The sequence below is a fragment of the Arthrobacter sp. NPDC056691 genome (genome assembly GCF_042791415.1).
Classification (GTDB): domain Bacteria; phylum Actinomycetota; class Actinomycetes; order Actinomycetales; family Micrococcaceae; genus Arthrobacter.
The window spans coordinates 1-14,127 of record NZ_JBHTXX010000039.1; the positions used below are offsets into that span (position 1 = coordinate 1).

At 62.1% G+C, this 14,127-nt stretch carries 13 protein-coding genes; all 13 read right to left on the reverse strand.

What is annotated here, in order from left to right:
• Positions 1-191: 191 nt before the first annotated feature.
• The 13 genes from ACFRAU_RS22635 to ACFRAU_RS22695 all read right to left on the reverse strand — a co-directional run bounded on the left by ACFRAU_RS22635 (position 192) and on the right by ACFRAU_RS22695 (position 14,036).
• Positions 192-950 (reverse strand): SDR family NAD(P)-dependent oxidoreductase, encoded by a 759-nt coding sequence (locus tag ACFRAU_RS22635; RefSeq protein WP_378001616.1) that lies wholly within the window; start codon positions 948-950, stop codon positions 192-194.
• A 955-nt stretch (positions 951-1,905) separates the two neighbouring features.
• Positions 1,906-2,112: a 4-oxalocrotonate tautomerase family protein gene (locus ACFRAU_RS22640; RefSeq protein WP_378001579.1), complete on the reverse strand. Its 207-nt coding sequence runs from the start codon at positions 2,110-2,112 to the stop codon at positions 1,906-1,908.
• The gene (locus tag ACFRAU_RS22645) at positions 2,112-3,008 is read right to left on the reverse strand and encodes a VOC family protein (protein WP_378001580.1); all 897 of its coding nucleotides are present in this window, start codon (positions 3,006-3,008) and stop codon (positions 2,112-2,114) included. The genes ACFRAU_RS22640 and ACFRAU_RS22645 overlap by 1 nt, the downstream gene beginning before the upstream one ends.
• A gap of 33 nt (positions 3,009-3,041) precedes the next feature.
• Positions 3,042-3,725 carry a class II aldolase/adducin family protein gene (locus tag ACFRAU_RS22650; protein ID WP_378001581.1) on the reverse strand — a complete coding sequence of 228 codons (684 nt, stop codon included), beginning with the start codon at positions 3,723-3,725 and terminating at the stop codon, positions 3,042-3,044.
• A gap of 14 nt (positions 3,726-3,739) precedes the next feature.
• On the reverse strand, positions 3,740-5,233 hold the full coding sequence (locus ACFRAU_RS22655) for an aldehyde dehydrogenase (RefSeq protein WP_378001582.1): 1,494 nt from the start codon (positions 5,231-5,233) through the stop codon (positions 3,740-3,742).
• 4 nt (positions 5,234-5,237) lie between these two features.
• Positions 5,238-6,074, reverse strand: a complete 837-nt coding sequence (locus ACFRAU_RS22660; RefSeq protein WP_378001583.1) for a 2-keto-4-pentenoate hydratase — start codon at positions 6,072-6,074, stop codon at positions 5,238-5,240.
• Between the two features lie 53 nt (positions 6,075-6,127).
• Positions 6,128-7,222: a zinc-binding alcohol dehydrogenase family protein gene (locus tag ACFRAU_RS22665; RefSeq protein ID WP_378001584.1), complete on the reverse strand. Its 1,095-nt coding sequence runs from the start codon at positions 7,220-7,222 to the stop codon at positions 6,128-6,130.
• A gap of 45 nt (positions 7,223-7,267) precedes the next feature.
• Positions 7,268-8,179 (reverse strand): VOC family protein, encoded by a 912-nt coding sequence (locus ACFRAU_RS22670; protein ID WP_378001585.1) that lies wholly within the window; start codon positions 8,177-8,179, stop codon positions 7,268-7,270.
• 99 nt (positions 8,180-8,278) lie between these two features.
• Positions 8,279-9,715: an MFS transporter gene (locus tag ACFRAU_RS22675; protein ID WP_378001586.1), complete on the reverse strand. Its 1,437-nt coding sequence runs from the start codon at positions 9,713-9,715 to the stop codon at positions 8,279-8,281.
• 70 nt (positions 9,716-9,785) lie between these two features.
• A complete protein-coding gene (locus ACFRAU_RS22680; protein WP_378001587.1) occupies positions 9,786-10,970 on the reverse strand; it encodes a hypothetical protein in 1,185 nt (394 codons plus the stop codon).
• Positions 10,967-11,923, reverse strand: a complete 957-nt coding sequence (locus ACFRAU_RS22685) for a fumarylacetoacetate hydrolase family protein (RefSeq protein WP_378001588.1) — start codon at positions 11,921-11,923, stop codon at positions 10,967-10,969. Before ACFRAU_RS22685 ends, ACFRAU_RS22680 begins: the two co-directional genes overlap by 4 nt.
• 956 nt (positions 11,924-12,879) lie before the next feature.
• The gene (locus ACFRAU_RS22690) at positions 12,880-13,692 is read right to left on the reverse strand and encodes an SDR family NAD(P)-dependent oxidoreductase (protein WP_378001589.1); all 813 of its coding nucleotides are present in this window, start codon (positions 13,690-13,692) and stop codon (positions 12,880-12,882) included.
• Between the two features lie 137 nt (positions 13,693-13,829).
• Entirely contained in the window at positions 13,830-14,036 is a 207-nt protein-coding gene (locus ACFRAU_RS22695; RefSeq protein ID WP_378001590.1) for a hypothetical protein, read from the reverse strand.
• Positions 14,037-14,127: the final 91 nt, after the last annotated feature.

The window sequence follows — 14,127 nt, forward strand, 5'->3', positions numbered from 1 at the left end:
TCTTTAACTATAGGCTTCAGGAAAGTATTCCCGATGGCTGCCTCCAGAGTCATGAACGACTTGTCGAGCCGAAGACGGGCGACCGTAGCTATTCTTGCCCGGCCAAATTAATCAAGTCCGGCGGTAGGTTTGGAGGCGCCCGAGGCATCCCTCGGCACCGATTGAATGAGGTCACACGAGGCCACGAAACCTCAATGGGAGCGAGAAGCCCCGGCGACGGGACTAGCGCCAGCCGGCTGTTGCTCCACGTCCACAGAGAAATTCTGCCCCGTTACCCACGCAGATTCGTCCGACGCGAGATAGCAGGCCATATAGGCGATGTCGGATGCTGTTCCTGGACGCTGGATAAGGTGGTTGTTGAGCTGCCACTTCCGTCCGACTTCATCCACAGCAGCATCTGTGGCTGGTGTCTTGACAAACCCCGGGGAGATGGCGTTGACCCGAATTCCGCTTGCTGCGCCTTCGGCTGCCAGGGATTTGGTCATTGCGACTATGCCGCCCTTGGCGGTGGCGTGGGCCACCTGCCCCAGAGGGGCGATTCCGCGAAGGGCCGAATAAGAAGCGGTGTCGATGATTGAGCCGCCGGACTTGGACATTGCCGCCCAAGCAGCGCTAGTGGTGTTGAAAACGATCTCCAGTTCAACACGCAGGACGTGGCGGAAGAGGTCGATAGTCATCTCTGAGAAGGGTGCAAAGCCGAAGCCTGCGGCGTTGTTGTACAGCACGTCGATTCCACCTAGCACCTTGGCACCCTCCTCGACCCATCCGCGTGCGACGTCCGGGTCAGCAAGGTCCACATCGTAGCCGCGTACGTCGTAACCTAGCGCGCGAAGGCCACTGGCCGTCTTCTCCGCAGCCCCTGGACGCAGGTCACAACCGATTACTTGAGCGCCTTGCTCCGCAAAGAGTTTTTGCGCTGCTTCACCTTGGCCCCCTGCCGTTCCGGTAATTAGTACACGCTTCCCCGTCCAGACGTCCCATTGCTAGCTCCTTTGCTCGGTCCGATAAGGCCGCGGTGGACACAGCCAGGCAAACAACCCGGCGAGTCCCAGTGCCAGGGCAGTCTCGGATGAGACCCACCTCTGGCGGCTTGTCCAGTGACGATTCAAGAATCGTCCTCCCCCGCGGAGTTACCTGCATTCATTCAAAGCGTGGACACCTTGGCCGTCTTGGTCGACCCTTGCGTTGGCCATCATGCTGGTTCCATGGCTTCCAGAAAAGGCTAAGCCCGAAGTTCCCCTGAAGTCAGCAGTCCGTTCCGCTGAGTGAACCGACAGGTTGGCGACCGCCGAGGGCCGCTCCTCCCATCGCAGCACCTCGACATCGGTCGAGCGACGGATCCGGACCGACTTTCCGCTCCGTGGTTTCAGCTTCGAAGGGGCAGATAATGGCAGAGACGTTCGATACATCCTCGCCGACATAGACAGCTTCGACCCCAAGGGTTCGTCGCGCATCTTACAGACGATGTTGTCCTCCGCTTCGGCAACGCGGACGCTGTCGCCGGCACTGTCGCCGTCAGCGAGGGGGTGGCCGGGTTCTTTTCGACGATCGAAGGTCTCAGCCACCATGTGATGGACATCTGGGAGCCCGAGCCTGGTGTCACCCTCACACGGTTGAAGTGGAATTTCGCCGAAGGACGGTGAGACTGTATATATGTCGAACGGCGACGTCCTCCGCTGGCGCGGCGAGAGGATCTACGACCGGCAGATGCTCATCGACATCACTCGGATTCACACCCGCAATCTCGTCTTCGGTCACACAACCGGCGGATCCCATTCACGCGCGCCCCAGGCCTCTTGGACATATAGCCTTAGCGCCGCACCCGGATTCAAACAACGGTATAACTTCAGGTGCAAAACGAAGGTGCCCCACCGTTTGTTTTATGGTGGGGCACCTACCTTGATTTCAGTGGGACGTTGCCGCGGCCGCTTTCTCGGCAAGAGTCTGGCCGCCTGAGAGCCAATGCTCCGGCGGGACCTCACGGATGATGACGCGGATGCTCGGGCCGGGAACCTCAAGTGAGCGTTCGACGGCTGTGTGCACATCGCCTAGGAGGGCGCGGAGCTGGTCGGGCGTTCGTCCTTCGGCTAAGGTGACCTCGATGAGCGGCATCAGGCCTCCTGCAACGCTGTGCGGTCGCCGGCCTGAAACTGAGTGCTCGGGCGCTGGGTGCGCCCGCCCCACATGTCGATCGAATGCGGCAGGGCGGGGTCGAAGTAACGTGGAGTCCAGGCGGCATCGTCTTCGATCCGGCGGACACCGTATGAGTACTCGTAAGTCAGCCCTTCCGGCCCCTTGAAGTAGATGAAGATCGCACCGGACTGTGGGTGGCGCCCGGGCCCTTGTTCGATCTCGACGCCGTTGTCCTCCAGAAAATGCCAACTGCGCATCACATCGTCGATACTTTCAACTTGGAAGTTGATGTGACACAGACCCGGACGGTCGCCCTTGAATACGGCAAGCTTGTGGTGAACTGGGTCGAACCGCATGAGCGCGGCATTATTGCCGACCCAATCGCTGATCTTGATGTTGAACAGCGAACTCCACCATTCGTACGCCAGGCGCGGATCGGGTGCGTCGACGCAGAGATGTCCGAATTCGATGATGCCTGCCGGCCGTGTGAAGTGCACAGGACCGGCATCTGTTTCCGCATCGATGACGAGGTCGAAGCGGTTGCCCCAGGGGTCGGTGAACTCGAGAAATTCGCGTACGTGCCTTGACGCGGACTCTTCGGGGGTTCCCCAACGGGTCGTGATGCCGGCCAGTGTGAGCTCCTCGTCAGCGGCGACCAGGGCGGCCTTGTCCGCGACGGAGAGTCCGGAGCTGAGCACACCGGATTCACCCTCGACAAAGGCCAGGCAATGATGGCGCTGGTCGGCGCGCAGGTAGTGGACACCGTCCTGGGCGCCGCGGTACTGCATGCCCACGATGTCGCGTGCGAAGCGAACGGCTTCTGCGGCGTCCGCCGCTCCTGACCGGACGTACTGGATGTCTTTTAGCTCGATCACAGTGTTTCCCTTCTCTAATTCACGGAATATTTTTTAACGGGTCGTGTCGCCGCTGGAATCCAACGTGAGATATCGGCCCACGCGCGGCAGCAGTTCTGCGGCGTGATCACGCCACCATGCCTGTTCCTCGACCGGGAGTTCTGAGGTAGGCCCGGCTGACGACGCACGGAGATCGAGCTCCGCGGCGCGCTCCAGGATCCACATTCGTGCGAGTGCTTCCCTGGCGTCCCGACCCCATGTCACCGCGCCGTTGCCCCTGAGCATGATGGCGCGGGCGTCTCCGGATGCGGAGACGAGCGTTTCGGCAGTGTGCCGGTCCCTGATCAGCCGGGAATCCGGATACAGGGCGATCGGACCAATCATCGCGGCATGGCCATTGAGTGCAGCCGGTACCCTGCCCAGAGCCGCCATCGCGGCCACGGCCCTGGGCTGCGCCCGGCACACGGCGCCGGCTTCAGCGTGACGCTCGTATAGCGCGATGTGGATCCACGCCTCCTTCGGAGCCTTGTCCGGCAGGTCGACGGCGCCGAGGCTGAGGTCGGCTGGGGCGTCGTCGGCTGTCAACCAGGCAAGTGGAACCGGAGGCGTGAGCAGCGCCTGGTCGACGGAGGTGCGTACGGAGACATGGCCGAACGCATCGACGAGACCGGCACGGGCCAGTCCTCGAGCTGTTGCGGTCACTTCACCGTATGCGGCCTCGGTCGGTGCGAACTCCATGTCTTTTGCGCCTGTCAGTGTGTGTTCGAGCGTTCGATCTGCATAATGACCGCTTTGGGTTCCGTGAAGAACTCGCGGCTGAAATTGCCGCCCTCGCGCCCGACTCCAGACTGCTTAGCGCCACCGAACGGCGCACGAAGGTCGCGGACAAAGAAGCAATTGACCCAGACGGTGCCCACAACAACTGCCGCGGAGACTCGATGCGCTTTGCTGAGGTCTTCCGTGAAGACCATCGCGTTCAGGCCGTACGGGCTGTCATTGACCAAGGCCACAGCCTCGGGCTCAGTGTCGAACGGCGTGACAGTCACGACAGGACCGAAAATCTCTTCGCGCTGATGCGGCGAGTCTGCAGCCGGTTCACGAATGACCGTGGGCCTGACGAACCACCCTTCATCCAGGCCGCCGGTGATCTGTTCTCCGCCTGATTCAGGGATCGTTTCCACGTAGCCCCGAACTTTTTCATAGTGAACATCGCTGGCCATCGGACCAATCTGCGTTGCAGGGTCCTTGGGATCGCCCAAACGCATGCTTTCCGCCGCTTCAACAAAGCGCCGAAGGAACTCATCGTAGATCGGACGTTCAACGTAAATGCGGCTACCTGCGAGGCAGACCTGTCCGGCGTTGGTGTAGATCGCCTTGATAGACCAGGCGATGGCGTTATCCAGGTCGGCGTCGGCGAACACGACGTTCGCGCCCTTTCCGCCCAACTCCAGGCTGACTGGAATGAGGTTTGATGCCGCAGCGCGTGCAATCACCTTCCCGGTCGAGGACTCGCCGGTGAACGTGATGCGGTCGACGTCTGCATTGGCAGTGAGGGCCTCCCCCACTGAGTCGGCCCCGTAGCCGTGAACGACGTTGAAGACTCCAGGCGGAATCCCTGCTTCCAAGGCGAGCCGGGCCATGATGGTGGCGCTGGCCGGCGAATCCTCGGCAGGCTTCAGCACGACGGTGTTGCCCCAAGCCAGTGCGGGGGCAACCTTCCAACTTTCCAACATCATAGGGAAGTTCCACGGTGCGATAGCCACCACAACTCCCGCCGGATCAAACCGGGTGTAGGCATGATGAGGCGTGCCCATCGGAAGCACCTCGGCCGAGGACCCATGTGCATGATCTGCAAAGAAACGGAAGTTTAGTGCGGTACGGGATACGTCGTTGGACAGGCTCTGCGTGATTGGCTTGCCCATGTCGCGGGTGTCTGCCATGGCCAGTTCCTCGCCGTGCAGCTCGATGAGATCTGCGAAGCGATGCAGTAGCGTCCGGCGTTCAGTGGCGCTCATACGGGGCCAGGGTCCCTCGTCAAAGGCACGCCGTGCCGCAGCGACGGCGAGGTCGGCTTCAGCGCTGCCTCCCAGGGGAAAGACCGCCCAGGGCTCGCGCGTGTAAGGGTCGATGCTGGTGAAGACGTCCCCGGAGGCCGACTGGACTTCCCTGCCATCAATGATGTGTCCGAATTCGACCAGGCCGGACTCCGTAGTCGGCTCCGATGCCGTTGTCTGGAGTGTGCTCATTTCTTTATCCTTCTTCGGTAGTGGAGATATCGGAGGTTTGCAGCGAGACCACGCCAAGGGTGGAGAATTCAGCCGAAACTTTCGCGCCGGGGGCGATTGCCTTGGCATCGGTCATCGCACCTGTGAGCACGATCTCCCCCGCCCGGAGGTAGTCGCCGCGCGCGGCGAGCTCGTTGGCCGCAAAGACGAGGGCCCGCAGCGGGTCGCCCAGTACGGCTTCGCCGGTGGCTTCCGCGACGATCTCACCGTCGATTCGGAGCGCAACGTGCTCGTTGATGACGTCACAGTCCGCGAGCGGGACGCCGGTGTCGGCGACGGCGAACCGGGCCGAGGAAGCGTTGTCGGCGACCACATCGGGCAGGCGGAAGTCGAAGGCCCGGTACCGGCTGTCGATGACCTCGATCCCTGCATGCACCCGTGCTACTGCCCGGGCGGCCGCCGCAACATCTATTCCGGGACCGCGCAGGTCCTCGCCAAGCACAAAGACGATCTCGGGCTCCACCTTCGGATGGATGAGCTCGGACAGCGGGATCGGGTTACCTGGAAAGAGGTGCATGTCCTCGGTGAGGATGCCGGTGATGGGTGCAGCTACGCCCATTTGCTTCTGCTTGGCGAACGAGGTCAAGCCGAGTTTGACGCCGATACGTTTTCCGCTGTGCGCAGTCCGGCGGCTGATGCCCTCGGCCTGGATTCGGTATGCAGTGTCCAGGTCCAGATCCTGCCAGGTCAGCGTGAACCGCTCGGTACTCCGACGCTCGTTTTCTGCGCTGATCAATTCGTCGAGGACGGAATCCTCTGTCCAGGCCTGTGAAGGCGTGTTCTCCTGCTCAGTGGTTTTCATGACCTACTCCATGCTCAATAGTGTCGGGAATACGAAGGTTGGGTGTTTTTGGCTCAAGGAATCAGCACCACTTTGCCCACGTTGTCTCCGTGCTCGACGTAACGGTGCGCATCGGGGGCATCGTGGAGCGGGAAACTGCGGTCCCTGACGGTACGGAAACCGCGTCCCACTTCCCGCCAAAGCTCTGCGACCGATTCCGGCGTACCGGTTCGAACGCCCACTACTCGGATCCCGGTGGTATAGAGCTTCTGCAGGTTGAGCGGAACGGTGTGACCGAGGAAGGCTCCTGAGGACACCATCGCCCCTCCCGGGCGCAAGGAATCGAATCCGTGTTCCCAGACCAGCGGCGCCCCCAGATTGTCCACGATCAGGTCCGCTCCCCCGCCGAAAGCAGCGCGGACACGGTCACTGAAGTCATCGTCGATGGCGTCGAACACATGCTCAAACCCAAGCTCCCGAAGGGTCTTCCGCTTGCTTTCATGCCGTGAGCTCACCACGACCTCGCAACCAAGGTGTTTGGCGAGCAGGGCCGTTGTCAGGCCCAGGGCGCTGCTTGCGCCCTGGACCACGACCCGGGATCCGGCACCGATGCCACCAACGCGGGCGAATTGGTTTGTAGCGACCGCTCCGACACTCGCTAACGCGGATGCCTGCTCGGGCGCGACGCCCTCCGGCACAACTGATGCGTTGGCCGCCGGCACGGAGACATATTCGGCGTAGGCGCCTGGGCGGTGAGTGCCAATGATCTGCACGTTAGGTGAGAGGTCGGAGCGGCCTGTACGGGTGTATTCGTCATCGCCGAGAACTACCAGCGGGAACACCGCTACGTGATCTCCCAGCTTGAATTCAGAAACGGAAGCCCCGACGGCTGCTACAGTTCCGGCATGGTCTCCGCCGAGAATGTGGGGGAATGTGAAGCTCGCATAGGGGTGCTTTCCGGACCGTGCAACCAGGTCGAGCAGGCGCCCGATGCTGACTGCACCAACCTTAACAAGAATCTCATCAGGCCTAACGCCCGGCACAGGCATGGTCTCCATGTGCAGCACGTCCGGGCCGCCGAATTCACGGAAGACCATGGCATTCATGGTCTTCGGCACGTGCTCCGAGACAGTGGGCCAGGATGCAACGGTGTTCATGAGATCAGTCATTTCTACCCCTAGGTTTGCTTCTGGTGCTTCACAACTGCTGACGTCTCAGTGCTCGAGCAATGCCGGGTTGATCGGACCCCAGCTGTTGGCCGCGATTACGTCGGCTTCCCACGTTTTCGGGAACTGAGGGAATTCGTTGTGCCAAGGACGCGGTTCGAAGTACCCCTTCGATTCGTCCGCGATGGTATCGAGCTGAGTGAACAACTCGATGGTGTTCCCGTCAGGGTCTTTGTGGTACGTGAAGACATTGTGTCCGGCGCCGTGCCTGCCCGGTCCCCACTCGAGGCGAACGTTCCGGGCGGCCATGTGGTCGAGCATTGTCTGCAGGTGGGTGAGGTCACGCATTTCGTAGGCGATGTGGTGCATGCCGTCGAACTTCTTTGACGCCATGAAGTTGGCTGCGTGGTGGTCACTGTTGCAGCGCAGGAAGACGAAGAAGTCACCGATGGTGTCCGACCACTTGAACCCGAGCAGGTCCTGGTAGAAGCTCTGGGTCGGCACCAGGTCCGGGGTGAACGCTGCAATATGCCCGAGCTTGGTGGGTCGCAGGACACTGTCCCCGGGCGCCACCTCACTGCGTGCTTGCTGGTCATAAAGGTGCAGCTGAGTTCCCGTCAGCGGCTCGGCGATTACCAAGACGTCAGGGGTAGAGGGAGCGATGCCGCTGCGACGCTCAACCTCGTAGCCGGCGTCTCGAATGCGGCGCTCAGCGTCGGCAAGATCCTCTTCAATCTCGTAGCCCACGACGGTGCGCGCCTTGTGCTCTTTGCTGGCACGCAGCACTACGGAGTGATGATCAAACGAAGGGGTGAGGAACACCTCCTCCGCCGTCTTCTCGACAGGGACGAAGTCAAGGACGTTTGTGTAGTACTCGGTGAGCCGGTCAAGGTCCGGTGTCTCAAACTCGACGTACCCGAGCTTCGTAACATTGACGGCGGAACTAGGCTTGATAGCCATGTAGCAGATCCTAACTTTTTTCGCTTTTTGGTGGGTCAGTTGACGACAGCAGAGGTTGCTGAAGTAGTTGCGGTTCCGCCATTGCGGCGATAACCAGGTTTAGGTGGGTGCCCCGTCGGGTGTTACGGGTGTGTCCTGTTTCGTTTCCGATACAGTGTCGCCGCTGGCACTCCCCCGCCTTGTAGTGAACAAAAGAAGTACGGCTGCGCCCAGGATTCCCGGCACCGCAATGGCGTAGAAATTCAAGCTTGTACCGCCTCCTGAGGCGACCAGCAGACCGAGGGCCGTGGGTGCGAGCACGGAGCCGAGCCGCCCGATGCCGAGCGACCATCCAAGCGCAGTTCCCCGCACCTCCGTGGGAGATTCCTTCGAAACCCAGGCGTTGATGAATGCCTGGGTGCCCAGCACCGCTGCCCCCGCCACAATCAGCAGGGCGTACAGCGCGATGGTCGGGAACGGAATGCTCAGGAGAAACAGTGACAGAGCCGCTGCAAGGAACGAGGTGATGATCACGGGCCGGGATTCGAAGCGATCAGCCAGGAACGAGATCCCGACCAGGCCCAGAATGGCGCCCACGTTGTAAACAAGAAGGAATCCCAAGGCGGATCCCAGTGAATATCCGGCGGCCTGCATGATCTGCGGGAGCCAGGTGTTCAGACCGTAGATCATGAACAGGCACAGGAAGCTCGTAATCCAGAAGACGACCGTCAGGCGGGCCAGCCCGCCCTGGAAGAGGGCGCGCACGGAGCCACGAACCGGAACATCATCACTGTCACGCCCGATTTCAGGAAGAACGAAGCCATGACGCACCGCGAGTGCCTTCGCCTTGGCAAGCTCGCCACGGGCCAACAGGAACGCCGCGGACTCGGGTAGCAGGGCAACGGCGGCGGGGACGATCAGAACAAAAGGCAGCAGGCCAAGCAGGAACATCCCGCGCCACCCGAAGGCTGGCAGGATAACCAGCCCGGCAAGAGCGGCCAGAATACCTCCCAACGGGAATCCGGACCACATCACGCCATAGACGAGGTTGCGCTGTTTCGGTGAAGAGTATTCGGCAGTCAGTGCACTGGCGGCCGGCATCACGCCGCCGAGCGCGACGCCGGCGATGAAACGCAGCAGGCCGAGAATTTCGGCGCTGGGTACGAGAGCGCACAGCCCCGTGAACACCGAGAACCAGATAACCGAAAGGACCAACATGCGCTTGCGGCCGAAGCGGTCTGTCAGAGACCCAGACAGGAGCGATCCGACAAACATTCCCAGGACAGCCATTGAACCGACGACTCCGACGCTCGCCGGGTTGAGGCCAAGTGAAGGGTCCCGAAGAAGTGAGGGCACCACCGCTCCGAACACCACGACATCAAAGCCATCGGCGACGACCGTTGCCCAGCACAGGGCCAGGACGGTAATGACGAGGCGGCGTGGATGCCGCGGGGCTGAGGTGTCTGTCGAAGACAGACTTGCTGAAGCAGATGACACGGGGGCTCCTTTGCCGAAATGCCGCTGATCTATTGAGTGAGTGTGTGGGGAAGATGGCATCAAACCACTTTCCGATACGTTCAAGTGTATACAGTTATGAGGGCCAGTCAAGCGTCAGTTGAGGCGGGAGTCAGAGGGTTCGCTCGTCGTAGCCAAGGTGTCCCCTCTCCTGTGCCGAGGTCGGCCAATGTCCGCAAATGGACCCGGTCAGCTGGGTGCGCAGACAACGGGGAGGATCACAGGGACATGCACGAATTGAGTCGTTCGCGCCTGCTGCCACCTTTCGCGGCCAGTCGGGATCGACGAAGATCGCCCGGGCCAACGCCACTGCGGACACGTTGGTTTCAACCAGCGCCTTCACCATGTCCGCGGGGCCGCCGAGACGCCCGTTCGCGATGATCGGGATGCTCACTGCACCAGCGAGGGCCTTCGAATCAGCCATGGCGTAGCCCTGCCGGTTCATAAGACCCTGGTTCGCCGGAAGCCGGAGGGTTTCGAACGTGGCAGGGATTGCAAAGAGAAAATGTGCTCCCGCGGCCTCCAGGAGCGGCGCCAGCCGTACGGCGTCTTCGATGGTCCAGCCGTCCTCGATGAGCTCATCGCTGAGCAGGTGGACGCCCACGATGAAGTCCTGCCCGGTACCGGCGGTGATTCGCCGGACGACCTCAGAAGCAAACCGCACGCGGTTCTCAAAACTCCCTCCCCACTGGTCCGTTCGGTGATTGGTCCGAGGCGACAGGAATCCTGAGATCAGGAAGCCCTGCGCCGCGTGCACGTCGACGCCGTCGAACCCGGCACGCTCACAGATCTGGGCTGCGTGAACGAACGCCTCGATGGACTCTTCAATCTCCTCTTCGGTCATTTCCTGGGGAGTCACGGTCCGACCCGGTGTGAGTTCGAAGGGGACCGCCGACGGCGCAAGCCGCCGCCTGCTCTCGTACTCATCCCAGGGACCTGCGTACCGCCCGGAGTGCACGATCTGCACCACGGCCAGCGATCCGTGTCCGTGGACCTCGTCGGCGAGCTTGCGCAGGCCGGGGAGGTGCTCCTCACTGATGACTGTCTGCAGCGGCATCTGCCGTCCGGCCAGGTTTACTGCGAAGTTCTCGGTGAAAACAACACCGACGCCGCCTTGTGCGCGCCGGCCGTAGTGCTCAATTTCCTTCGCGCTTACCGAACCGTCCGCGTGGCCGTACGAGACCGACATCGGCGCCTGCATGATGCGGTTATGCGCGGTCCTGGGCCCAAGCTCCAACGGCTCAAACAGCGGGGCCACTTCGGTTTTCGTGGGATCAATCTCTGTTGTGTCGGTCATGCGCGGGCCGCCCCGCCAGGTGCAGCCGCGGTAGCATCCGCCCGAAGGTTCTCCCCCTGGACTTCATTGCGGAGAGTGCCCAAAGGTCCGATTGCCACTTCGAGCGTATCTCCGACTCGCAGGAACTCCCCCTTGCCCTGACCGGCGCCCACGCCAGCGGGCGTACCCGTCGCAAGCACATCGCCGGGCTTCAGCGTCATGATGGAGCTGGCGCTTGCAATGAGTTGAGCGACTCCGAAGATCATGTCCAAGGTGTTGCCGTCCTGTTCGATGACACCATTTCGGCGCAGTTGCACAGGAAGTGACTGCGGATCCGGGATGAACCATGACGGCGTGACACTCGGTCCGATTGGAGTGAATGTATCGCGGCCCTTTGATCGGAGCCAGTCAAACGCGAAAGGAGGAGCCAGGGGGTCGGCTACACGATGGTAGCCACGCGAGGAGATGTCATTGACGATCGTGTAGCCGGCCACTACGCTCAGAGCCTCCTCGACTGACACGTCTTTGGCTTCCCGGCCGATGACCACGCCCAGTTCGGCCTCCCAGTCGACACGCGCTGACGCGTCCTCCGGAATGGTGATCGCCTCGTCGGACCCGATGATCGACGTTGAGGGCAGCAGGAAGAAGAAGGGTTCGAATCCAGCAGGCACGTCCCCCGAGCCAAGCATTTCCTGTAGATGACTGCGGTAGTTCGCCCCGGCGCAGATCAGCTTGCCGGGCGAGGGCAGCGGCGCCAAAAGGCGTGCTTCCTCGGCGGGATATCCATCGGCCGGTCGCAGTTCGCGAAGAGCCGGTTCGAGAGTCGACCAGTCGCTCAACACAGCCGTTACGTCGGCGTAGGCCGCGAGTGCCGGGTGTCGCCATACTTTCCCGGTCGAGTCCAAAACACCGACGAAGGTTGTTCCCTCGCCATCATTCGGCCAGCAGGCCACCAAACTCCAAATAGAAGACATTTCTACTCCAGCTTCATTGCTCCGTATATGCGTCGTCCGTCACGACTAGTCTCTAGAGTGCATACACTTTGCTGCAAAGTCAACCTGTGGTCCCGCTCACTGGAATACAGGCAGTCGTCATCCCTGGGTCAAAGAGAGGGGCGGAAATGTCCCTCTCTCGACGAAGATTCACGGGGCGCTGACGGACCTCCGTGATGCACCAACCATTCCCCTGCGGGTCCCCCGACAAACCACCGAGGCACGCCTGCAGGAGGACCTCCTGCAGGCGTGCCGGGGTACCGCGTTCTTCCCGCGAACTCAACGGAGCCCAGGCTGCCGACGGCCAAATGCGTCTGGGCGCTGCACTCTCCGTCGGACAGACCGCCGAAACGCGGGGTTCCGCCAAAGTAGGACTCGAGTTCGGCACGTGCGACCTGGGAACGCGGACGGATGAACGCCTGTGCACCAAGTCCGACAATGGCCTGTTCAGCGGGGCCGTGCATGGGGCGCGGTCGCGCGACTGCGTGTCATCGCGCCCTCGCGATCCGGTTCTTCAAGGGCGTCCTGCCCAGTTCGCAGGGCTCGAAAGCGGCCGTCATGGTGGTTGTCCTTACTGTTGCGGCTCGGTCACCGACGGGCGGCCTTGTTGAGTTTCATGAAATTGTTTCGATCGTCATCACGTGGAAAGGATCCCTCCCGGCTTTCCCTTGTTGAGACTGGGAACCCGGAATAAGCACATGCCCTGTGGTTTCTGTTATCGGGCAGGTGTATTCCGGCGCGATGCTCGGCTCGGGCGAAGGAGCGTACGGCGAAGGCGCCGCTCGTGCGCCCTGCTCGGGTGGCTGTGGACGAGCAGCAGCCTCGGCACGCTTCTTACCAGTGCCACACCGTCCGGTTGCGACGGCGCAGCTGTGCCTTCGCGGGCCCGTCCGGGATGGTCGCGGGCCCGCGTTGAACGGTTGGTTCCTGCGTTCGGCCTACAACTTAGGTGCGTTGAGGCGCGCGGTTTCGGTGTCGTCGCGCCAGCCGGCTGTGGCGCCTCCGTCGACGCTGTAGTTCTGGCCGGTGATCCAGCTGGATTCGTCCGATGCCAGGTAAAGGGCCATGTAGGCGATGTCTTCTCCCGTGCCGGCGCGCTGGAGGAGGGCATTGCTGATCTGCCAGGCCCTGCCTTCGGCGTCAACGGCCCTGTCGGTAGCGGGGGTGCTGATGAAGCCGGGGGAGATGGAGTTCGCGCGGACGCCGCGGGAGGCGCCTTCCGCGGCGAGGGCGCGCGTCATCGAGATGATGCCGCCTTTGGCAGCGGCGTGGGCGACCTGTGCCAGGGGTTCGATGCCGCGTAGGGCGGAGTAGGAGCCAATGTTGATCAGGGAGCCACCGCCGTCCAGGAGGAGCGGCCAAGCTGCGCTGGTGGTGTGGAAGACGAGGTCGAGTTCGACGTTCATTACGTGCCGCCAGAGCGAGTACGTCATCTTCTCGAACGGAGCGAAGCCTGCACCAGCGGCGTTATTGTAGAGGACATCGAGGCCGCCCATGCGCGCCGCGCCCTCACGTACCCAGTCCCCGGCCTGCTCGGGGTTGGTGAGATCCACCGTAGTTCCCCAGACGTCGAATCCCTCGCTGCGCAGCCCCTCGGCGGTCGCTTCGGCGGAGCCGGGCTTGAGGTCGCAGCCGACAACGGTCGCACCTTCCCGTGCAAAAATCCGCTGTGCCGCTTCGCCCTGGCCTCCCCCGGTGCCGGTAATGAGTACGCGCTTGCCGGCCAAGCGTCCGGTTGCATTCGGTGACATGTGAATCTCGCTTTCAGTTCGTTTCTTTGTTGGCGGGATGCCGCCAGATCATTGGAAGGGGCCTACCCTTGGGCGTCGGATGTACGCGTTAGGTGCGGGCCATCCTCCGGTCAGGCATCGGCCCGGGCTATGACGGATCAGTTCGCAGTGGCACTCTGTGCCGTCTGGCGCACCGCGCCGATAGTCGATTCGATGGCCTTGAGGTAGTCGGTGTTCATGCCGTCCGCGTAAGCCTGCTCTTTGGCGGACCCGGGTTCGAGGTCAAGGACGATGAGGACGAAGCTGAAGCGGAGCCTGAGGTCCTCGTCGGTGTCCTCGATCTCGTTCGCGATCGTGCCGAGCACGGCGCCCCGCGGTCCGGGTGAAGACCACGCGCCTGGGCTCCTGCAGGGTGATGCGTTCGGTGTCGGCTCCCCGCGCCACAATCTCGCGGTC

Coding starts and splice junctions, on each gene's coding strand:
- ACFRAU_RS22640 (WP_378001579.1), bottom strand. CDS start 2,112: ATGCCGCTCATCGAGGTCACCTTAGCCGAAGGACGAACGCCCGACCAG.
- ACFRAU_RS22650 (WP_378001581.1), bottom strand. CDS start 3,725: ATGGAGTTCGCACCGACCGAGGCCGCATACGGTGAAGTGACCGCAACA.
- ACFRAU_RS22655 (WP_378001582.1), bottom strand. CDS start 5,233: ATGAGCACACTCCAGACAACGGCATCGGAGCCGACTACGGAGTCCGGC.
- ACFRAU_RS22660 (WP_378001583.1), bottom strand. CDS start 6,074: ATGAAAACCACTGAGCAGGAGAACACGCCTTCACAGGCCTGGACAGAG.
- ACFRAU_RS22665 (WP_378001584.1), bottom strand. CDS start 7,222: ATGACTGATCTCATGAACACCGTTGCATCCTGGCCCACTGTCTCGGAG.
- ACFRAU_RS22670 (WP_378001585.1), bottom strand. CDS start 8,179: ATGGCTATCAAGCCTAGTTCCGCCGTCAATGTTACGAAGCTCGGGTAC.
- ACFRAU_RS22675 (WP_378001586.1), bottom strand. CDS start 9,715: ATGCCATCTTCCCCACACACTCACTCAATAGATCAGCGGCATTTCGGC.
- ACFRAU_RS22680 (WP_378001587.1), bottom strand. CDS start 10,970: ATGACCGACACAACAGAGATTGATCCCACGAAAACCGAAGTGGCCCCG.
- ACFRAU_RS22685 (WP_378001588.1), bottom strand. CDS start 11,923: ATGTCTTCTATTTGGAGTTTGGTGGCCTGCTGGCCGAATGATGGCGAG.
- ACFRAU_RS22690 (WP_378001589.1), bottom strand. CDS start 13,692: ATGTCACCGAATGCAACCGGACGCTTGGCCGGCAAGCGCGTACTCATT.